Below are 20,460 nucleotides of genomic sequence, written 5' to 3'. Positions count from 1 at the left end.
AGATATGTATAAACTATTGGTGGTGGAAGACGAAAAATCAATTGCATATGGAATTGCAAACAGCATTGAATGGGAAACGTGGGGATTTGAAATCAGTGGTGTCTGCGGCAATGGGATAGAAGCCCTGGAGCAGATAAAAAAGGACAAGCCTCATGTGGTGCTTTCTGATATCCGTATGCCGGAAATGGATGGAATTGAGCTGATGCAGCATTTAAGCCGGCATTATCCTGAAATCAAAATTATTATTTTAAGCGGCTATAATGATTTTGAGTATTTGCAGATGTCCATTAAAAACCAGGTTATGGAATACTTATTAAAGCCTACGGACTTAGATGAATTTGAAGTGACATTCCGGAAAATAAAAGGAAGGCTTGATGAGGAGAAGAAAAAGGAATTAGAGGAACGGGAGTTAAAATCCGTTTATGAGGAAAGCAAAAGCTTAAAACTCCGGAAAAAATACAATTTGCTGATAAAAGGCTATGGCTATGATGATGAAAAGATGGAAGAAGAATTCTTCCGCCAGGGAGAAAACTGGCTGGGAGTCATGGCCATTCATCTGGAGGGTTCCGGCGGGGAAGATAAAAATGCCGTCTATCAGGACCAGATAAAAGTGGAGAAAATTCTCAATGAAAAAGTTCCCAAAGAGTGGATAGACGGAACCTTTATCTGGAATTTTGAAGAAAAGATAACCGGAATCCTAAGTTCTAAAGAAGAACCGCTGGAGCAGGATTTACAGCCTTACGTCAGAAACCTGGCAGAAATCGTTTTTAAAGAAACCGGTATTCGTATTTACGCAGGCGTCAGCAGCTTTTACACCGATTTTCATATGCTTCCCCAATGCTATGAACAGGCAAAATGCTGCGCCAGCCAGAAAATCTACAGCGAAGGAAAAAATCTGGTCACCTTCTATAAAGAAATACAGGAAGCAGACTTTGATTATTACGCCATTTCCTTTGATTCAGGGCGGATTTTAAAGGAAATCATGGAGCAGCAGGAAATAAACATAGAAAATGCTCTGGATGAGATTTTTTCTGAATTTAAGGGAAAGGTGGTTCTGGATTACGATTATATTGACCGGTTAAGTCTTGAACTGTTATTTAATTTATCCCGTGAATTATTGCGCTGCGGCGTTCAGTTGGAAAAGGTTATGAAGGCCATGGACTGCACCTATACCAGTATTTATTCCTTAAAAAGCCTGAAAGAAAAAAAGGAATTCTTATCCCGGATTCTCAAGGAAGCCTCCAAAGAAACGGCCCGCATGAAAGGAGAATGGAAAAGCAGAAGCAGCCTTGCCATGAAAATCAAGGAAATTGTCAATGAAGAGTTTGATTCCAACCAGATTTCCCTGGAATATGTGGGAGCAAAGGTACATAAAAACACCGCTTATATCTCCAAAATTTTTAAAAATGAATTTGGCTGTAATTTCAGTGATTACATTATTACGAAACGGCTGGAAAAGAGCAGGAAGCTTTTAGAAGACCCGGCCCGGAAAATATATGAAATTTCTGACGAGCTTGGCTGGGCTGATGTGTCCAATTATATTAAATTGTTTAAGAAAAAGTACGGCATAAGCCCCAAGGAATACCGGAATATTCTCCAGGCAGAAGGCGGAGGCATGGAAAAATACAGCGATGAAAATGAATGAAAAAATACAAAAGAAAAAGAACGCAGATTTAAAGCGCCGGATGCTGTATGGGATTTTACAGGTATTGATTCCGGTTATGGTGATCATCACCATACTCTTCTGGCATACCCGCAATGTCATGAAGCAGGAATACATGCGAACCACCCAGAGTCGGATCACGGATATCGCCAGTAAAATTGATGCAAAGCTTCAGGACATTTACAGTGTCTCCGACAACTTTGCCGCCAATGACCAGTTGAAACAATACATTGAAAAAGAATACTCCCCTCAGGATCAGATGTATAAAAAACTGGATATTGTTAGGATTTACAGCAACATATTTGAAGCCTATGACATGCTGAACCGGAGGGTGAGGATCAGTGCCATGTATACCTACAAGGGAGAACTGTTTAATCTTCTGGACCCCAATAATGACACAGAAGAAGTAGTCAGGAAGCTGCGGGATATGAACATTGAAGATCCCGACCTTATGATGAAATTCCGCTGGTATCCCCTTCAGGATAATTTCTTTCTCAGCGACCGGCCCGAAGAGGTCAGGCAGAGAAAGGCCGTTATGGGCATCCGGAGAATCTATTCCTGGGAAAAGAGCAGATATGAATACGTGCAGGTGTTTGCTTTAAAAGAGCAGGATATTTACGAACAGTATGCAGAACTGGCCCAGTCCATTCCCGGTGATATTTATGTGATTACAGGGGATGGCAGCCTGATTTCCTCCAGCAGTGAAACAGCAGTGGAGGCGGGAGAGATCCCGGAGAAGCTAAAAGGGGAAATCCTGAAACAGACGGAGAATTTGACAAAAGGCCGGGAGACTTCAGGGAGTCAGATGATTCAGGTAAAGGATTCCGATGTAAATGACTGGAAGATCGTCATGGTGGTTCCTATGAAATCAGTGACAAGGGAAGTGGATGTGCTGTACTACAGAATTTTCCTGGTCATGCTGGCTTGTGTGGGCATTTGTGCCATTATGATTTTCTATTTATACAAAAGCTTTATGGACCCCATTGGCAAGCTGAATGCCTCCATGAAAGAGGTATACGGCGGAAATTTAAATGCCTATGTTGAGGTAAAACAGAAAAATGAGGTAGGGGATATGATCCGCTATTACAACTCCATGCTGGAGCGGATCAATACCAATATTATCGAAGGACTGCAGTCTGACCGTAAGAAAAAGGAACTGGAGCTGGAAGTGCTTATGAGCCAGATCAATCCTCATTTCCTTTATAATACCCTGGAGAATATTGTCTGGATGTCCAATGAGGCGGGAAGGCCGGATATTGGCCGGACGGCAGCTTCCCTGGGGCGTATGTACCGCCTATCCATCAGCGGAGGGCAGGTAATTGTCCCCATGGAACATGAAATTGAGCACCTGATGGCCTATGTAAAGATCCAGAAAAACCGCTATAAGGAAGATTTCAGCTTTGATCTCAGGACGGATATGCGCCAGATTCACGAGTTGTATTCCTTGAAAATAATTTTGCAGCCTGCAGTGGAAAATTCCTTCCTGTATGGAATGGCAGGTTTAAAGCATCCTATGATGATCCGCCTCACAGTCAAAGAAAAAGGCGGCTGGGTCATGATAAAAATTATGGACAACGGACGAGGTATGGATAGGGAAAAATTAAAAGAGGTCCGGGATCAGATCCGTTTCGGGAAAATAAGAAAGGAGGAGGAAGAGAAGAACAGGCGCAGCACCGGAATCGGGCTTCACAGCATAGAAGCCAGAATCAAGCTGTACTTTGGGGTGGACCGTGCTGTATCGATCTTTAGCAAGAAAGACACAGGAACCCTGACCGTCATAAGGATTCCCAGAATTACCAGGGAGGACATTGACGACCACGGCAATTTGAAGGAAAACAAGTAAAACGGGATAAAAAGCGAAAATAACCAACAAATACAAAAATCGGCCTATGTTTATTGAAAAAAAATCCGTTAGAATATAAGTAAGAGAAAGGTTCTGTTTTCGTGAGCCTTTCTTCTTAAAATAAAAAACGGGAGGCAGGCCCATGAGTAAGGAAAAAGCACCAACATTCAAAGTAAAACAAAAGACATCCATAGCCCAGAAGAAAGAAAACAGGTATGGATGGCTGTTTATTTCGCCCTATCTGATTTTTTTCACTGTTTTTACCGGCATTCCTTTTATCATTGCAGTCATCATGTCATTTTTAAACATGAAATACATTACCAGACTGGACAATCTTAAATTTGTAGGACTTCAAAACTTTATAAAAGTATTTACCAATAAAGAGATTTTGGCTTCCCTCATAAGAACCTTCCAGTATTCCCTGGTATATGTGCCCTTTATTATGATCCTTGGATTTGTACTGGCATTTATGCTGAACAACGGAGTCTATGGAAAAAAAGCCATGCGTTCCCTGGTGTTTATGCCCTATGTATCCAATATGGTGGCAGTGGCTGTCATTTTCAAGGTGCTGCTTGGAAATAACAGTCCCGCAATCATTGCTTTAAGAAATCTGGGATTTGATCCGCCCCTGCTTTTGCTGAACCTAAAGCTGGCTCTACCCACAGTAGCCATAATTTCCGTTTGGAAAGGCGTTGGCCTTAACATGGTGGTTTATCTTGGAGCTCTCCAGGAGGTGCCCTCTGAGCTTTTGGAGGCGGCACAGATTGACGGGGCCACAAAATGGCAGCGAATCCGCAACATCATCATACCCCTGATTTCTCCTACCACTTTTTTTCTTGTGATCAGCTCCATTATTGGTTCCTTCCAGAACTTTACCTGCATACAGGCCCTGACCGAAGGAGGTCCGGGGCAGGCGACTACAGTTATGTCGGTAAATATTGTCCGTACCGCGTTTACAAAATATGAAACCAGTCTGGCAAGTGCAATGGCTTTTGTCATGTTCATACTGGTCATGATTGTAACACTGATTCAATGGCGCGGACAGAAAAAATGGGTTAACTATTAAGGGAGGGATCATCAATGACAAGCAAAAAGAAAAGTTTAAAGATAGCACTTACGGTTTTTATCCTGTTAATCGGGCTGGCATCTAATTTCCCGTTTCTGTTCATGATTTCCTCTTCCTTTAAGGTCAGCGGAGAGGTTATGAAATTTCCATGGCACTTGATACCGGAAAATCCCACTCTGATGAACTTTCAGGCATTATTTACAAACGGCATTTATAATTTTCAGAAATGGTACTTGAATACCGTGGTCATGACAGCCCTCACCATTATCATCAAAATATTTTTTGTCAGCTTTACGGCATATGGATTTGCAAGGATTAACTTTAAGGGAAAAGATGTCATTTTCCTCATCCTGCTGTCAGCCATGATGATACCCAGCGACATCATGATCATACCAAGATATATGATCTTTAAAAATCTGCACATTCTGGATACCATGTGGTCGCTGATCCTTCCAAGCTGCGTGGATGTGTACTTTGTATTCCTGCTGCGCCAGTCCTTTGTTTCCATTCCGGACTCTCTCAGCGAAGCGGCAAAAATTGACGGCTGCAGCCATTTCCGAATTTATTGGCAGATTATTTTCCCATTGGCAAAACCGGCCATTGCCACCATGGCTCTGTTTTCCTTTACATGGTCCTGGAACGATTATATGGGACCGTATCTTTACATATCAACCATGGATAAGCAGATGCTGTCTGTTGGAGTGAAGCTTTTTTCCTCCGGCTTGATCCAGGATTATGGAAGTCAGATGGCCGCAGCAACCATTGTACTTCTGCCGATTTTGGTGGCCTTCCTGTTCTGCCAGAAGTTTTTCATTGAAGGCGTTGCCTCCTCTGGTGTGAAGGGGTAACACATGAAATTAAAAAATGAGTATAGAAAGGGACTATTAAAATGGAAAGAAAATTGACCGGAAGAGTCACTGTTCCCACTGATGTGGATATGATACAGGAGACAAAGGAGATTGCCAGGCGGTGGGGAGCCGATGCCCTGCGGGATTGTGACGGAACCGATATGCCGGAAGAACTTAAGAAAATGCCCGTTAAAATCTACTCCACCTATTATACTACCAGAAAGGACAATGCCTGGGCTATGGCTAACCCGGATGAAGTCCAGCAGGTATATTTGATGACGGAATTTTATACGGCAATGGAAGAAGGGGAACTTCGTATTCCTTTGATGGCCCATTTATACAAGGATCAGTTAAAGCCTAATACCATTCACGATATCAAACGCTGGTGGGAAGTCGTAGACCGTACCACTGGGGAACCTCTGCCTGCCCTTGCCTGGGAATATGAAGAACACACCCGGGAGGTGGTCATTTCCCTTCCGGAGAGGTATCACGATTATACCGTAAGCTTTCTGGCTTTCATTATCTGGGACCCGGTACATATGTATAATTTCATCACCAATGACTGGCAGGATGTGGAGCATCAGATCACCTTTGATGTGCGCCAGCCCAAGACCCAGAAACATGTAATAGAAAAATTAAACCGCTGGATGGAGGAAAACCCGGACAGCAATGTGGTGCGTTTTACCACCTTTTTCCATCAGTTTACCCTTGTATTTAATGAGTATGCAAAGGAAAAGTTCGTTGACTGGTTTGGGTACAGCGCCAGTGTCAGCCCTTACATATTAGAACAGTTTGAAAAAGAAGTGGGTTACCCCTTCCGCCCGGAATATATCATTGACCAGGGATACCATAACAACACCAACCGGGTACCTTCTAAGGAGTTCCGGGATTTTCAGGAATTCCAGCAGAGAGAAGTTTCCAAGCTTATGAAGGTTCTTGTGGACATCTGCCACGAACATGGCAAGGAAGCCATGATGTTTTTAGGAGACCACTGGATTGGAACGGAACCATTTGGAGAGTATTTTAAACACGTAGGATTGGATTCAGTAGTGGGAAGCGTGGGAAATGGAACCACCCTTCGCCTGATTTCCGACATTCCGGGAGTGAAATATACGGAAGGCCGTTTTCTGCCTTATTTTTTCCCCGATGTATTCCACGAGGGAGGAGATCCGGTAAAAGAAGCAAAGGTAAACTGGGTGACTGCAAGGCGTGCTATTTTAAGAAAACCGGTGGACAGGATTGGCTATGGCGGATATTTAAAGCTGGCACTGGAATTTCCTGAGTTTATCCAATACATTGAGGAGGTCTGCGATGAGTTCCGCCTTCTTTATGAAAATGTGGGAGGACAAAGCCCCTACAGCCATTTTAAGGTGGGAGTGCTGAATTCCTGGGGAAAGATCCGTTCCTGGGGAACTCATATGGTCGCTCATGCCATTGATTATAAGCAGACCTATTCCTATGCCGGAGTGCTGGAAGCTTTGAGCGGAATGCCTTTTGATGTGGAATTCATCAGTTTTGAGGATGTAATCGCAGATCCTGATGTGTTAAAGAAATGCAAGGTAATCATTAACGTAGGAGACGCTTATACGGCTCCCAGCGGCGGTGCTTACTGGGCCAATCCAAAAGTCAGCAGCGCTGTAAAGGCTTTCGTAGCCCAGGGCGGCGGATTGATCGGAGTAGGAGAGCCTTCCGCCTGCGAATATCAGGGCAGGTATTTTACCATGGCAAACGTGCTGGGGGTCAACAAAGAAGTTGGTTTTTCTCTGTCAACGGATAAATACAACTGGGAAGAGCATAACCATTTTATTACGGAAGATTCTTCTGAAACCATTGATTTTGGAGAAGGCATGAAGAATATTTATGCCCTTACCAGAGCTGAGATTTTAAAGAAAGACGGGGAAGATATCCAGATGGCCGTCAATGGGTTTGGAGACGGAAGAAGTGTGTATATCAGCGGAATTCCCTATTCCTTTGAAAATTCCAGAATGCTTTACCGGGCAATCTTCTGGGCCGCAGGCATGGAGCAGGAGATGAAGAAATGGTTCAGCAGCAATTATAATGTGGAAGTCAATTATTATCCGGCTACAGGCAAGTATTGTATTGTAAACAACACTTATGAGCCGCAGGAAACCGTGATTTATGACGGGAATGGAAAAGAGTATTCCATGCAGTTAAAGGCAAATGATATTTTGTGGTTTTCATTTGTATCCTGATAAATTAAGGGGATGTGTTTCTATATTCAGTTGATTAACAAATATAAGGTTGAAAGATTCCCGTCTTTCAACCTTATAAAATTAAAGGGTTTGGAAGAGGGCGAAATGAATCAATTAGATGAAAGGCTTATTAAAGTTGTTCCTTCTGAAAGACAGGTAATGCTGCAGAAAACAGAATTTTATGCATTTTTTCATTTTACGGTGAACACCTTTACCGGAACAGAATGGGGATATGGGACAGAATCACCGGAAGTCTTTAATCCGGAGCAAATGGATGCAGGCCAATGGATAAGAGCCATTAAAGCAGCAGGGATGAAAGGCGCTATCCTCACCTGTAAGCACCATGACGGGTTTTGCCTGTGGCCCAGTAAGTACACAAAGCATTCCGTAAAATACAGTCCTTATCTCAATGGAACAGGTGACATTGTAAAGGAAGTGTCCGGGGCTTGTGAAAGAGCCGGACTGAAATTTGGCATTTATCTTTCTCCCTGGGACCGAAATCAGGAAACCTACGGACAAGGAAAAGCGTATGACGATTATTTTACGGCACAGCTTACAGAACTGCTGACCGGATACGGAGATATTTTCAGCGTGTGGTTTGACGGTGCCTGCGGAGAAGGTCCTAATGGAAAGAAACAGGTTTATGACTGGCAGCGTTATTATGATACTGTAAGAAAATACATGTCTGGGGCCTGCATTTCTGTAAGCGGACCCGATGTCCGTTGGTGCGGTAATGAGGCCGGCGATACCCGGATTAGTGAATGGAGTGTTGTCCCTGCAGATTTATCTGTAGCAGAGCGGGTGGCTGCTTTAAGCCAGCATGCTGATGATCCGTCTTTTAAGCAGAGGGTAATAAGCAGTATGGAGCAGGATTTGGGAAGCAGGGAACGTCTGTCCCAGGAACAGCACTTAATCTGGTATCCGGCGGAAGTGGATGTATCCATAAGGCCAGGCTGGTTTTATCACCCGGAAGAAGATGATAAAGTCAGACCCCTGGAAAACCTGATGGATATTTATGAAAAGTCCGTAGGAGGAAATGCAGCCTTACTTTTAAATATTCCTCCTACGCCAAAGGGACAGCTTCATGAAAATGATGTAAAAAGGCTACGGGAGTTAGGGGAAGAAATAAATAAAAGGTATGGCAAAAATCTGGCAGAAGAAGCTGAAATCCATGTGAGAGAGGCGGATCAGTGGAATCCGCTGGACGGTGTACAGACAGATGATTATGAAACATATTATGAGGGAAAAGAACCCCGTGCAGAGTTTAAAATTTCCTGGAAAACTCCTCAGAAGATTTCGGCAGTTATCTTAAAAGAAAACATATTAAAAAGCCAGAGAATTGAGGCTTTTGAAATTTTATCCATGAAGAATGGAAGCCCTGTAAACATCTATAAAGGAACCACTGTCGGCTATAAAAAAATCGCCCGTTTTTCCCAGGTCCAGTCGGATACGCTGATAATCCGAATTTTAGATTCAAGGGTTGAGCCTGTCCTTTCGTTTATTGGTATATATCAATAAAAAAAGCCGGTAAAATGATAAGAATAACACATAAAGTTAAAATACAACCTATATAAACCGGCTGAAATGTCAGCTATAATAGGATTATAAACAAAAGGAGGGTAACAGATATGAAATTAAGAAGTACATTAAAACGGGGCGCTGCTTTTGGCCTGGCTGCAACTATGGCGTTCAGTGCCGTTGGATGCGCAAAATCCGATAATACCGGAGCCAGCGCAGGCAGTACGGACAGTAAAACAACAGCAGAAACCACTGAAAAAACCGACAGCGACAAACCGTTTGATGGTGTGACAGTAAAATGGGCGCTGACAGATAACGCTGCAACTGCCACTGAAACAAAAGAAATGATAGAATTAATCAAGGAAAAGACAGGAATCAACGTAGAATTTTTCATCACTCCTACATCAAAAGCTGGAGAAATGGACAAGGTGCTTGTAAGCCTGATGGCAGGGGAAGAAATGGACATTGTAAACAGAACTCCCCTTCAATTAGAAGAATTCCACAAAGCTGCTGTTTTAGAGCCTATTGATGAACTTGCAAAGGCAGACGGCTATGATATGACTGCTTTATACGGCGATAAAGTCGTAAAATTTGAGGATCAGTCTTATGCGATCCCGGCAGAAAAAGATATCTGGCTGACCTATTATAACAAAAAAATATTTGACGAAGCAAATGTGCCTTACCCGACAGCAGACGGCTGGACCTGGGAAAAATATGTGGAAACAGCACAGAAACTGAACAATCCTGATAAAAATGTATGGGGCTCCTTCATGAGTGATGACGTGGCATGCAACTATATGCTGGCAACACAGAATGGCGTTTCCGCTTATAAGGCTGACGGTACCGCTAACTTTGACGATCCGGCCTTTGCAGATGCTATGAAGTGGTTTTTCAGCCTTGGCAATGATTTAAAAATCCAGCCTAACAGCCTGGATCTGGCTTCCGGTACATATCCTTATAACTCCTTTATGGTAAATGGAAACATCGGAATGTATGTATACGGCGGCTGGGTAGCAAGTGCTCTGTCAGATAAAGTAAAATACCCAAGAGATTGGGAACTGGGCATTCTTCCTATGCCTTATCCGGAAGGAACCGATCCGTCTTCCCTGACCATCACAAACTGTTACGCCATTCCAAAGACATCAAAGAACAAGGATGCAGCATTTGAGGCCATTAAGACTATTTGTGAAAATAAATATACTCTGGGTTATGGACGCGTTCCTGCCAAGATTCTGACAGAAGATGAGGCAAAGACTTATATCGAAAGCAGCCTGCTTCCTAAATTTAAAGATGACAATCTGACAGTGGAAGACTTCATGGCAGGCTGGTTTGACAACAGCAGAGCATACTTAAATGAAAAGATCATGGGAACCGCTGATACCACCATCGGACAGATTTACACCGAAGAAGGTCAGTTATACGGCCAGGGACAAAAACCTCTGGAAGATACCATGAAATCCATTCAAGACAGAGCAAACGAAGCCATTAAAGAGGCAAATCAGTAAATAGGAAAGCGCTGCCAAACCTTTGGCGGCGCTTTTTTGAGGGAAAAGAAATGGAAGAACGAGTTTACCTTCTCCCCAAGGAGGGAGATTTTTATAAGGCAAATATGAATTGCCGCACAACGGTTTCAGATGGAAAACTGACTCCTGAGCAGGTAAAAGAGGCATATCGGAGCAGGGGATACCAGATCGCAGCTTATACGGACTGGGAAAAATATCGTACTCATGGAGAGCTGCATGCACTGGATTTTCTGGCTCTGGCGGGATTTTCGGCAGATGTAGGGAAAAAGGGGTTTCGCATCAATTTTTACGACACCAATCCTGATGAAATGAGAGAAGAAAAGGAGAAATGCTGCGAGTTTCTTTCCAAAGGGAGTGATTGCATTGAAAGGATGAATCAGCTTGGTTTTCTGGCAAGCCTCAGCCTAACCTGTCAGTCCATGGTAAATTATGAGGATTATAAGGAGCTTGATGGCCTGTTTGCCATGGAGATATATAACTACAGCAATGATGTGAGAGAGCTTAGGGGGTATGAGCCCCAGGTTTATGATGAAATGCTGCGGTGCGGAAAAAAACTGCTCTGTCTGGCTGCGGATGGAAACTGCAATGAATATCCTTTTGAACACCCTTTCAATGACTCCTTTGGAGGATTCACAAAAATCAAGGCAACGGAGCTTACTTATGACGCTGTAATAGAAGCTTTAAAAAAAGGAAATTTCTATAGTTCCATGGGCCCTGAAATCCGGTCTCTTTATATTGAAGGGAAGGAATTGGTGATAAAGACCGGCCCGGTTCAGAAAATTTATGTAAAAAACCAAGGCAGAAACTGCTATATAAAAACAGCCCAGCCAGGAGAAAGCCTGGAAGAAGCAAGATTTTCTCTGACTGGAAAGGAAGGCTATATCCGCATTGTCTGCGGAGATGAAAATGGACTTTTTGCAGTTTCCAATGCATACTTTTTGAATGATCTTCCGCTGAAATGGCTTAAAGAACAGGTGTAAGAAAGGAGGAAGGCGAGGTGAAAGACAGGATTTATTTATTGCCTGAAACCGGCAGGTTTTACAAGGCAAACTTGCACGGCCATACAATCGTATCCGATGGAAGGCTGACGCCGGAGGAGGCGAAAGAGAGTTATAAAAAACGGGAATATCAGGTTATGGCCTTTACGGATCACAGGATATACAGAAACCATGAGGAATTAAATGATGAAGAATTCCTGGCTCTTGCAGCAGTGGAAGTGGATATTAACCAGGTTAGCCCGGACCGGCTTCGTCCCAGGGATAAGACGTATCACATTAATTTGTATGATACCAGGCCGGAGTACAGGCGGGAGCAAAAGGAAGAGGGAATCTGCCCGGAATGCAGGTATGGTGATTTTGATTACATCAATAGCTATCTGGAAGAAATGAGAGAACTGGGTTTTATTTCCTGCTATAATCACCCCTACTGGTCCTTGCAGAATTATGAAGATTATAAAGGGCTGAAAGGACTTTTTGCCATGGAAATCTATAATCACGGCTGCGAGCATGACGGGCTGTACGGTTATAATCCCCAGTCCTATGATGAGATGCTCCGCCTGGGTAACCGGTTATGGTGCATGGCAACCGATGATAATCATAACAGTTATCCTTTTGACAGTCCTCTGTGTGATTCTTTCGGAGGCTTTACCATGATAAAGGCGGAAGAGTTAAGCTATAATGCAGTTATCAATGGGTTGGTAAAAGGCCATTTCTACAGCTCCATGGGACCTGAGATAAAAGAACTTTACGTGGAGAACAGGGAACTGGTGGTAAAGACAGGACCGGTACAGGCCATTTGCGGGATCACGGAAAGTTCCAGACTCTGCTGCAGAGCGGCCGTAGAAGGACAGCCTCTTACGGAAGCGAGGTTTCCTCTTTGCGGGAACGAGACATACATCAGGGTGGAGTGTAAAGATGAGAAGGGACTTTTTGCCTGCAGCAACGCCTATTTTCTTTCCGATTTGGGATTTTAAAAGAATTGACAGGGATATTTCGCAAAAAAAACAGGCTCCATGGCGGTTATAATGACCGTCCATGGAGCCTGTTCCAATTGCCGTTAATACATAGATTCCTATTCCAGTTCAAATGCTCCGGTATAAAGCTGGTAATACTTACCCTTTTCTTCGATCAGGTGTGCATGGCTGCCTCGTTCAATGATTTTACCTTGCTCCAGTACCATAATCACATCGGAATTTTGAACAGTGGAAAGGCGGTGCGCAATCACAAATACTGTTCGCCCTTTCATGAGCGCATCCATGCCCCGCTGCACGATGGCCTCAGTACGTGTATCGATGGAGGAAGTCGCCTCATCCAGTACCATAACCGGAGGGTCTGCTACCGCCGCACGAGCGATGGCGATAAGCTGTCTCTGTCCTTGGGAAAGGTTGCTGCCATTGCTGGAAAGCATGGTCTGATACCCTTCGGGCAGTCTTGTAATGAAGTCGTGGGCGCCTGCCAGCATGGCAGCCGATTCGCATTCTTTATCTGTGGCGTTGAGCCTTCCGTAGCGGATGTTGTCCATGACAGTGCCGGTAAACAGGTTGGTGTCCTGAAGCACCATGCCAATGGCACGGCGCAGATCCGATTTCCTGATTTTGTTGATATTGATGCCGTCGTAGAATATATTGCCGTCGGCAATGTCGTAAAAGCGGTTCAAAAGATTGGTGATGGTAGTCTTTCCCGCACCTGTGGCACCAACAAACGCCACCTTCTGGCCAGGCTCCGCAAACAGGGTGATATTGTGAAGTACGGTCTTTTTCTTTTCGTATCCGAAATCTACGTCCTGCAGGCGCACATCACCGGCAAGCCGGGTATAGTGCACCGTACCATCCGGCAGAGGCTGCTTCCACGCCCAAAGTCCCGTGCGTTCTGAACATTCCGTAAGAACGCCCCCTTCTTCTTTGGCATTGACGAGAGTGATAAATCCGCTGTCCTCCTCAGGTTCTTCATCCAGTACTGCAAAGATACGGTCTGCGCCTGCCAGACCCATGACCACTGCGTTTACCTGCTGGGATACCTGGTTGATGTTGCCGGAAAACTGACGGGTTATGTTCAAAAACGGCACCACCACGCTGATGCTGAATGGAAGCCCTGAAATGCTTAAATTGCTTACCTTTGTCAGAAGGAATACCCCGCCTGCCATGGCAACCGTAACATAGATCAGGTTGCCGATATTCATGAGAATGGGCGGGAGAATGTTGGCAAACTTGTTGGCCTGCTCCGAATCGCGGAACAACTGGTCATTAATGGCATCAAAACCTGTCTTGGCCTCATCCTCATGGCAAAAAACTTTTACCACTTTCTGGCCGTTCATTATTTCCTGTATGAAGCCCTCGGTTTTACCCAGAGAGTGCTGCTGGCGTATAAAATATTTTGCAGAATTGCCGCCCAGCTTCTTTACCACTGTCAGCATGACCGCCATGCCGCTGAGCACAACCGCGGTCATCCACACGCTGAAATAGAGCATGATGCTCAGAAGTGTGATCACTGTGACGGTTGAAACAAGAAGCTGCGGCATGCTCTGTGAAATAAGCTGCCTGAGTGTATCAATATCATTGGTGTAATGGCTCATAATGTCGCCGTGGGGATGGGTGTCAAAAAAGCGGATGGGCAGATCCTGAGTCTTGTGGAACAGCCTTTCACGCATTTTTTTCAGCGAGCCCTGGGTGATGACTGCCATAGCCTGGTTGTAGGCGAAGGACGACGCAAGGGAAACCGCATACAGTCCGGCCAGTATGGACACCAGCCGCAGGATCTGCGGGCCAACGTGGGCCCAATCGCTTCCCTGGTTTTTTTCCAGCACTGCAATGATGTTCTGCATGAAAATAGAGGGAATGGAGGAAACAGCAGCCGTAAACACGATGCAGAAGAGCACCAGCGGCAGCGCAGCCGGGTAAAACTCAAACAGCATTTTTAAAAGCCGTTTTAACGTTCCTTTTTTAAATATGACATCCTTTTTCATTGTCGTCCACCTGCCTTGTTCTGAGAATCGTATACCTCCCGGTAGATTTCACTTGTTTTCAAAAGTTCTTCATGGGTGCCCACAGCCGCGATCCTGCCCTTGTCCATCAGTACGATACGGTCCGCATCCTGTATGGAGGCGATGCGCTGGGCAATGATGATCTTGGTGGTTTCAGGAATATACTCGCGAAAGGCCTTGCGGATCCTCGCATCGGTCTGTGTATCCACAGCGCTGGTAGAATCGTCCATAATCAGTATTTTGGGTTTCTTCAAAAGGGCACGGGCGATGCACAGGCGCTGTTTTTGTCCGCCTGATACGTTGGAGCCGCCCTGCTCGATATAGGTATCATAGCCGTCAGGGAAGCGGGAGATGAAATCGTCTGCCTGTGCCAGATTACAGGCCTGCTTAAGCTGCTCATCAGTTGCCTGGGGGTTGCCCCAGCGCAGGTTCTCTTTGATGGTGCCGGAAAACAGGATGTTATTCTGCAGTACCACTGAAACCTGATTGCGCAGAGCCTCAATATCGTAGGCACGTACATCCAGGCCGCCTACCTGTACCGTGCCCTCAGCGGCATCGTACAGACGGGGAATCAGTTGGACAAGAGAGGTTTTTGAGGAACCCGTACCGCCTAAAATACCGATTGTTTCCCCGGAGTTTATGTGCAGGTCGATATTCTGGAGCGCCATAAACTCCGCTTTCCTGGAATAGCGGAAGCTGACACCGGAAAAATCCACGGAACCGTCTTTCACCTCAAAAACAGGGGATTCCGGATTGGTAAGCGTGCTCTTTTCCTGCAGAACCTCCACAATACGGTGGGAGGACTCATCTGCGATGGTGATCAGAACAAACACCATGGAGAGCATCATCAGACTCATCAGTGTCTGAAAGCTGTATACCATCAGAGAGGAAAGCTGGCCTACATTGAAGTTCAGTCCCTGTGTAGTGACGATGGTATAGGAGCCAAAGGTCAAAATAAACACCATGTTCACATACAGACAAAACTGCATAATGGGACTGTTGAATGCAATGATTTTCTCAGCCCTGGTGAACTCCGTGCGCACATCTTCGGCGGCTTTTTCAAACTTCTGCTTTTCGTAGTCCTCACGTACAAAGGATTTTACAACCCGGATGCCCTGAATATTCTCCTGAATGGAGCTGTTAAGTGCATCGTACTTACGAAATACCCTTTTAAAAATGGGGAACGCCTTGCGGATGACCAGGAAGAGCCCCACAGCAAGAATCGGTATCACCACCACGAAAATGAGCGCCAGCCTGCCGCCCATAATAAATGCCATCACAATAGCAAAAACCAGCATCAGCGGGCTCCTTATGGCTGTACGGATAATCATCATGTACGCATTTTGGACATTGCTTACATCGGTGGTAAGCCTTGTTACAAGAGACGACGAGGAAAAACGGTCGATGTTTTCAAAGGAAAAGGACTGGATGCTGTAAAACATATCCTTTCTAAGATTGCGGGCAAAGCCGCTTGCAGCCGTAGCACACGCTGTGCCGGCCAGTCTGCCGAATGTGAGGGAAAAACTTGCCATCACCAGAAGCAGCAGACCGTATTGCAAAATTACATTAATTCCGCAGCCCGCCTTGATCTGATTGACCAGATGTGCGGTGATGAACGGAATAATACACTCGATGACAACCTCCATTGACACGAAAACCGGTGCCAGAATAGAGGGTTTTTTATATTCCCTTATGCTTTTTATAAGGATCTTCCTCATGTTGTTAACTTCACTCCCTTTTAACGACAGGTCACATGATCCTGTCAAAATTGATCTTTTGTTTTGGGTCCCCGCCTGTCTCAAACAGAGGGTCGGTTTTGAGAGAATCCAAATGCTCTACAAGCTTTTCTAAAATTCCGTCAAGCTGCTCCTTTTCCTGCTCATCCAGGCATTCAAACATACGCTCAAGCGTGTTGATGTAATGCGCCTTTACCTGGAGCGCAATATTTTCCCCCTCAGGCGTAAGGGCAAGCTTTACCTGCCGTTTATCATTACAGCTTTTTTGACGCTCTATGAGGGAGGAGTCCTCCATTTTTTGGAGAATTTCGCTCAAAGAGCCGGAACTTATTTCAAGTATATCCTGAAGTTCTTTTTGGGTAAGGTCTTTCTGCCTTAAAAGTGTTACGAGTATACGGCGCTGACCTGATTTTCCGCCCGTCTGATAGTAAAGAAAATGTCCGCATGCTCTTAGACGGGACGCCAGAATATGTTCCTTCTGCATTTCCATCACATTCCACCTCCTTTTCGCTTTGTACCAAGAGTTTAGGTACCAAGAGATATATTACACCTAAAACTTTTGTTATGCAAGGGGTATTTATTTTAGGTTTGAATAATTCCTAATCACGTATTGACAAATTACTTATTATGACTTATTATTGCATTTATAAGATGTAATAAGGAGTAATGAGATGCAAGAAACATATTATACAGTGGAGCAGGTATCTAAAATGCTGGATATACACCCTAAAACCATACAGCGTTATATCCGAGAGGGAAAATTGCGCGCCAATAAAATAGGGAAAAGCTGGCGTATAACCGGTCATGACTTAAGCATTTTTGCGGAAAATAACCATGACCGTAATCCTGATATTATGGAACAACCTCAGGATAAGGCTATTGTGTCCTCGGTAATTGATATTCAGATTCATGATTTTGACGAAAGCGCCCGAATTGTCAATATGCTGACTGCGGCATTGAATTGCAAGCCCCGGGAATACGGCAGGTCTACCATGCACGTGCAGCATTTGGAACATGAAAATAAAGTCCGTGTAGCTTTATGGGGAAACATTTATTTTATGAAAGAAATGTTAGAACTGATTTCGGTTGTAACAGAAGATTTAAACTGATTCAATTTCATTTGCAAAAAGGAGTAGTTTTATGAATATTGTTATTATGGGAAATAATCAAGACATTGCAGTAATCAGAAGTAATGACCTTTTGATCACTGACTTACAATCGGCACTTGACCTTGCAATGACAGTCAGCTACGAAACAGGTCTTCACAATCTTGTACTCCCAAAAACCTGTTTTACCAATGACTTCTTCGTATTGTCCACGCGTCTTGCCGGGGATGTGCTTCAAAAATATATCAATTATGCTTTTAAGCTTGCTGTCTGGGGAGACTATTCTGTCCACAGCAGCAAACCGCTTCACGATTTCATTTATGAGAGCAATAACGGCAGAGATTTTTTCTTTGTGGGCACAGAATCTGAAGCAGTAGAAAAGTTAGATAGAGTTTCCGGTTTAAGGTGATAAAATGTTTCTTTCTCTCAGAGGGAAATCAAGTGGTTTTTTATTGTTTCCAATCGCTCAAGAATCAGGTTTTTCAAGCTGTCTGGCTTGATGGAGAGGATTGTTTCGCCGTAAACCGTGAAGTAATTGGCGATAAAAGGTTCTTCCTCCTTGTTATAAAAGCCTTTTACACTGTATGTTCCATTTTCGCAGTGCAGCTCCATGGATGGATAATGTTCTTTATAAAACAGATCCGCTCCTTTGCCGGAAACGTCAACTTCAAAGTCAACTGCCTCTTTATCCCGAAACATTTCCCTGGAGGAAACCAGAAATTCAGAAAGCGGCTTTGCAGTGTATTGACTGCAGGGCCGTATACCATGAATTTTATCACAGCGGAATACCTGGGGTTTTTTTGTCTGGAAATTGTATGCTGTTGCGTACCACTGTCCATAGGCAGAAGTGATATCAAAAAACTGGACATAATACTGCCTTTCAGCTTCACCTTTTGTATAGAGAACTTCACATACATGTTCATCAACCGCCATATGAAGAATATCTTCCAGACAGCCGCATTGATTTTTGCTCTGGTAACTGCCCAATCGAAAGATCAATTCCATTTTTCTCAATTTTTTAATTCGCTCTTCTGATATACATCCCTCAAATTTTTGTTTTAGCTTTTGGACATTTAAGTGAAATGGTGTGGACTGATAAGCATTAAGGGTTTGCATGGCGAAGTACAATGCGTAAACTTCATCAACGGTAAAGACAATGGGGGATAGCAAACGGTTGGGAAGGATGCCGTAATACCCATTCCGTCCGGATTTTGAGTAAATCGGCATACCTATTTCTTCTAAGGACTGAATATCTCTGAGCGCTGTACTTTTAGAAATAGAATATCGATCCATGATACTTTTGAGATTGAAAGATTTTTTATCGTTCAAATATATCATCATGTCATTCAGACGTTCAGACTTTTTCATAATTTCCTCCTTTTTCCGGTTAAATGGTTTCATTAATTGACACCATTATGCATTATACTGCAAACGAAACAACAAGTAAAGGAGAGCACTGATATGAATACAAAAAGAGAATTTATCCGTCTGATGAACTCACAGACAGAAATCGCCCTGGCCACCTGTGTGGCTGATCAGCCCAATGTGAGGATTGTAAATTTTTACTTTGACGAAGCCGCAAAAACAATACTCTTTTCTACCTTTGGAGACAATGACAAGGTCAGGGAATTTGAAGCCGGCAACAAGGTGGCTTTCACCACCATTCCCCATGAAGGCAACGAACATGTCAGGGCAAAAGGCAGGGTGAAGAAAAGCAGCCGCACCATATTTGACGCTGCAAAATATTTCATCGAGAAGATTTCTGGCTATAAAGATACCATAGAACAGGCAGGAGATTACCTGGTTCTTTATGAAATTATCTTTGAGTCAGCCGTTGTCACCCTGGATTTTGACAACGCAGGAACGTACGATTTAACGGATTGATCACAGATGTAAATGACTTTCAGTTCAATTAGAGGAAGGCATTTGTGTTTATGGCGAGTCCTAAAAACATATCATGCTTACATTTTGGGTATTGCAAAGGGGGTACATGTGCGCTGCCGATTAAATTCAGGATTGGATGCCTGTAAAAGGGGATGATAATAGGATGGGATTCAAAGAATCCCATCCCAGCTGTTTTTTCAGACAAAGATGTAGTAAATCGCATTGGGGAAAAAAAGGTGTAAAAGCGTCAGCAGTACCATCAGCAATGCTGCACGTTTATGCCATTTGAAAAATACTGCTTTTTTCTTCCTGTAAAACAATAGCCCCAGCACAACGGTCACAAGGACCATAATCCCAACGAGCGTACCCGTATGGAGCCGAAACGCCCCTAAAGCCAGATAACCGTGTATCAGTGTAATCAGCAACAGGCAGAGGCCAAAGGGCTTATGCACAGCGCGTAAGACTTTTATCAGCTTTGTAGAAGCAATTTTTCTTTTTGGGAAAAACCGCTGGCCCAGGCGGCGCAGCCAGTAAGGCGATGTAATGACAATAATCAAAAGCACATTGATGATACCCAGTATTTTATACAATCCATTACCCCCTTTTTCATTTATTCGACTATTTTCCCCACAACCGGCATCCTTGAGAGCACGGAGACACCATGAGGCGATTTGCCTTTAATGATCTCCGTAAGGTCCTGCCCGGCGGAGTATCCGTTATGCTCTCCGTCTTTCCATTTCGAGCTGTCGCTTACATCATAAATGACCCCGTCAACGGCGATATAGGCGGGATTTCCGTCCTTCCCGTCATAGGCGGCAAGCTCTTCAAGGGTGAGTTCAAGCTGAGGACTTTCTGTGGAGGCGGTCGTACCATCTGCCGGCTGCTGCCGGGCACATCCGGTACTCGCCAGTAAAAGTAAAACAACGATTACAATTAAAAAATTCTTGTACTTTTTCATCTCTGCTTCCTTTCGTTGATTAATTGTTGTCTTTAATGGCCCATAGACTTTTTAGTTGGAAAGGTTAGTTAAAGAAGATATCTGCCTATCATATCAAAATATGGTAATTATTTTATAATATAAT

Annotated in this window: 18 protein-coding genes; 12 read left to right on the top strand and 6 right to left on the bottom strand. The window is 44.1% G+C overall.

Translation table 11 applies throughout. The annotated features are described in order from the left end of the window. From V7M78_RS20305 to V7M78_RS20265, 9 genes are all read left to right on the top strand, one after another. A partial coding sequence (locus V7M78_RS20305) for a response regulator transcription factor (RefSeq protein ID WP_333652499.1) occupies positions 1–1,645 on the top strand: 1,645 nt, incomplete at its 5' end. Continuing rightward, entirely contained in the window at positions 1,632–3,506 is a 1,875-nt protein-coding gene (locus tag V7M78_RS20300; protein ID WP_333652496.1) for a sensor histidine kinase, read from the top strand. The genes V7M78_RS20305 and V7M78_RS20300, both read left to right, overlap by 14 nt. Positions 3,507–3,648: 142 nt before the next feature. Beyond that, positions 3,649–4,572: a carbohydrate ABC transporter permease gene (locus tag V7M78_RS20295; RefSeq protein ID WP_333652493.1), complete on the top strand. Its 924-nt coding sequence runs from the start codon at positions 3,649–3,651 to the stop codon at positions 4,570–4,572. Positions 4,573–4,586: 14 nt separating this feature from the next. Further along, a complete protein-coding gene (locus tag V7M78_RS20290; RefSeq protein WP_333652490.1) occupies positions 4,587–5,420 on the top strand; it encodes a carbohydrate ABC transporter permease in 834 nt (277 codons plus the stop codon). Between the two features lie 41 nt (positions 5,421–5,461). Then, complete coding sequence (gene gnpA, locus V7M78_RS20285) at positions 5,462–7,633, top strand: 1,3-beta-galactosyl-N-acetylhexosamine phosphorylase (protein WP_333652487.1); 2,172 nt, start codon at positions 5,462–5,464, stop codon at positions 7,631–7,633. Positions 7,634–7,738: 105 nt separating this feature from the next. Beyond that, the gene (locus tag V7M78_RS20280) at positions 7,739–9,151 is read left to right on the top strand and encodes an alpha-L-fucosidase (RefSeq protein WP_333652484.1); all 1,413 of its coding nucleotides are present in this window, start codon (positions 7,739–7,741) and stop codon (positions 9,149–9,151) included. Positions 9,152–9,261: 110 nt separating this feature from the next. After that, on the top strand, positions 9,262–10,656 hold the full coding sequence (locus V7M78_RS20275) for an extracellular solute-binding protein (RefSeq protein WP_333652482.1): 1,395 nt from the start codon (positions 9,262–9,264) through the stop codon (positions 10,654–10,656). A gap of 50 nt (positions 10,657–10,706) precedes the next feature. Beyond that, complete coding sequence (locus V7M78_RS20270) at positions 10,707–11,654, top strand: PHP domain-containing protein (protein WP_333652479.1); 948 nt, start codon at positions 10,707–10,709, stop codon at positions 11,652–11,654. A 17-nt stretch (positions 11,655–11,671) separates the two neighbouring features. Next, the gene (locus V7M78_RS20265) at positions 11,672–12,646 is read left to right on the top strand and encodes a PHP domain-containing protein (RefSeq protein ID WP_333652477.1); all 975 of its coding nucleotides are present in this window, start codon (positions 11,672–11,674) and stop codon (positions 12,644–12,646) included. Between the two features lie 98 nt (positions 12,647–12,744). On the opposite strand, the gene V7M78_RS20260 is transcribed toward V7M78_RS20265, so the two are convergent. The 3 genes from V7M78_RS20260 to V7M78_RS20250 are packed head-to-tail and all read right to left on the bottom strand — an operon-like array spanning position 12,745 to position 16,878. Beyond that, on the bottom strand, positions 12,745–14,634 hold the full coding sequence (locus tag V7M78_RS20260) for an ABC transporter ATP-binding protein (RefSeq protein ID WP_333652475.1): 1,890 nt from the start codon (positions 14,632–14,634) through the stop codon (positions 12,745–12,747). Continuing rightward, on the bottom strand, positions 14,631–16,370 hold the full coding sequence (locus V7M78_RS20255; protein WP_333652473.1) for an ABC transporter ATP-binding protein: 1,740 nt from the start codon (positions 16,368–16,370) through the stop codon (positions 14,631–14,633). The genes V7M78_RS20260 and V7M78_RS20255 overlap by 4 nt, the downstream gene beginning before the upstream one ends. Positions 16,371–16,401: 31 nt before the next feature. Beyond that, the gene (locus V7M78_RS20250) at positions 16,402–16,878 is read right to left on the bottom strand and encodes a MarR family winged helix-turn-helix transcriptional regulator (RefSeq protein WP_333652471.1); all 477 of its coding nucleotides are present in this window, start codon (positions 16,876–16,878) and stop codon (positions 16,402–16,404) included. 181 nt (positions 16,879–17,059) lie between these two features. Here V7M78_RS20250 and V7M78_RS20245 point away from each other — a divergent pair, with 181 nt between their 5' ends. Then, complete coding sequence (locus V7M78_RS20245) at positions 17,060–17,497, top strand: helix-turn-helix domain-containing protein (protein WP_333652469.1); 438 nt, start codon at positions 17,060–17,062, stop codon at positions 17,495–17,497. A gap of 31 nt (positions 17,498–17,528) precedes the next feature. Continuing rightward, positions 17,529–17,903, top strand: a complete 375-nt coding sequence (locus tag V7M78_RS20240) for a DUF4180 domain-containing protein (RefSeq protein ID WP_333652467.1) — start codon at positions 17,529–17,531, stop codon at positions 17,901–17,903. A gap of 17 nt (positions 17,904–17,920) precedes the next feature. On the opposite strand, the gene V7M78_RS20235 is transcribed toward V7M78_RS20240, so the two are convergent. Then, positions 17,921–18,862 (bottom strand): helix-turn-helix transcriptional regulator, encoded by a 942-nt coding sequence (locus tag V7M78_RS20235; RefSeq protein ID WP_333652464.1) that lies wholly within the window; start codon positions 18,860–18,862, stop codon positions 17,921–17,923. A 93-nt stretch (positions 18,863–18,955) separates the two neighbouring features. Here V7M78_RS20235 and V7M78_RS20230 point away from each other — a divergent pair, with 93 nt between their 5' ends. Then, the gene (locus V7M78_RS20230; RefSeq protein ID WP_333652461.1) at positions 18,956–19,378 is read left to right on the top strand and encodes a pyridoxamine 5'-phosphate oxidase family protein; all 423 of its coding nucleotides are present in this window, start codon (positions 18,956–18,958) and stop codon (positions 19,376–19,378) included. Between the two features lie 197 nt (positions 19,379–19,575). On the opposite strand, the gene V7M78_RS20225 is transcribed toward V7M78_RS20230, so the two are convergent. Both V7M78_RS20225 and V7M78_RS20220 read right to left on the bottom strand, forming a co-directional pair. Then, on the bottom strand, positions 19,576–19,968 hold the full coding sequence (locus tag V7M78_RS20225; protein ID WP_333652459.1) for a hypothetical protein: 393 nt from the start codon (positions 19,966–19,968) through the stop codon (positions 19,576–19,578). Between the two features lie 20 nt (positions 19,969–19,988). Then, positions 19,989–20,336 carry a cytochrome b5 domain-containing protein gene (locus tag V7M78_RS20220; RefSeq protein WP_333652456.1) on the bottom strand — a complete coding sequence of 116 codons (348 nt, stop codon included), beginning with the start codon at positions 20,334–20,336 and terminating at the stop codon, positions 19,989–19,991. Between the last annotated feature and the right edge of the window lie 124 nt (positions 20,337–20,460).

It is taken from the genome of Lacrimispora sp. (assembly GCF_036758025.1).
Lineage (GTDB): Bacteria > Bacillota > Clostridia > Lachnospirales > Lachnospiraceae > Lacrimispora.
Note: the sequence above shows the minus strand (reverse complement) of the source record. Positions and strands in the feature narration are given on the sequence as shown.

Excerpts from the sequence above, each read along its gene's own strand:
- V7M78_RS20300 (WP_333652496.1), top strand. The coding sequence starts at position 1,632 with ATGAAAATGAATGAAAAAATACAAAAGAAAAAGAACGCAGATTTAAAG.
- V7M78_RS20295 (WP_333652493.1), top strand. The coding sequence starts at position 3,649 with ATGAGTAAGGAAAAAGCACCAACATTCAAAGTAAAACAAAAGACATCC.
- V7M78_RS20290 (WP_333652490.1), top strand. The coding sequence starts at position 4,587 with ATGACAAGCAAAAAGAAAAGTTTAAAGATAGCACTTACGGTTTTTATC.
- gnpA (WP_333652487.1), top strand. The coding sequence starts at position 5,462 with ATGGAAAGAAAATTGACCGGAAGAGTCACTGTTCCCACTGATGTGGAT.
- V7M78_RS20280 (WP_333652484.1), top strand. The coding sequence starts at position 7,739 with ATGAATCAATTAGATGAAAGGCTTATTAAAGTTGTTCCTTCTGAAAGA.
- V7M78_RS20275 (WP_333652482.1), top strand. The coding sequence starts at position 9,262 with ATGAAATTAAGAAGTACATTAAAACGGGGCGCTGCTTTTGGCCTGGCT.
- V7M78_RS20270 (WP_333652479.1), top strand. The coding sequence starts at position 10,707 with ATGGAAGAACGAGTTTACCTTCTCCCCAAGGAGGGAGATTTTTATAAG.
- V7M78_RS20260 (WP_333652475.1), bottom strand. The coding sequence starts at position 14,634 with ATGAAAAAGGATGTCATATTTAAAAAAGGAACGTTAAAACGGCTTTTA.
- V7M78_RS20255 (WP_333652473.1), bottom strand. The coding sequence starts at position 16,370 with ATGAGGAAGATCCTTATAAAAAGCATAAGGGAATATAAAAAACCCTCT.
- V7M78_RS20250 (WP_333652471.1), bottom strand. The coding sequence starts at position 16,878 with ATGGAAATGCAGAAGGAACATATTCTGGCGTCCCGTCTAAGAGCATGC.
- V7M78_RS20245 (WP_333652469.1), top strand. The coding sequence starts at position 17,060 with ATGCAAGAAACATATTATACAGTGGAGCAGGTATCTAAAATGCTGGAT.
- V7M78_RS20240 (WP_333652467.1), top strand. The coding sequence starts at position 17,529 with ATGAATATTGTTATTATGGGAAATAATCAAGACATTGCAGTAATCAGA.
- V7M78_RS20235 (WP_333652464.1), bottom strand. The coding sequence starts at position 18,862 with ATGAAAAAGTCTGAACGTCTGAATGACATGATGATATATTTGAACGAT.
- V7M78_RS20230 (WP_333652461.1), top strand. The coding sequence starts at position 18,956 with ATGAATACAAAAAGAGAATTTATCCGTCTGATGAACTCACAGACAGAA.
- V7M78_RS20220 (WP_333652456.1), bottom strand. The coding sequence starts at position 20,336 with ATGAAAAAGTACAAGAATTTTTTAATTGTAATCGTTGTTTTACTTTTA.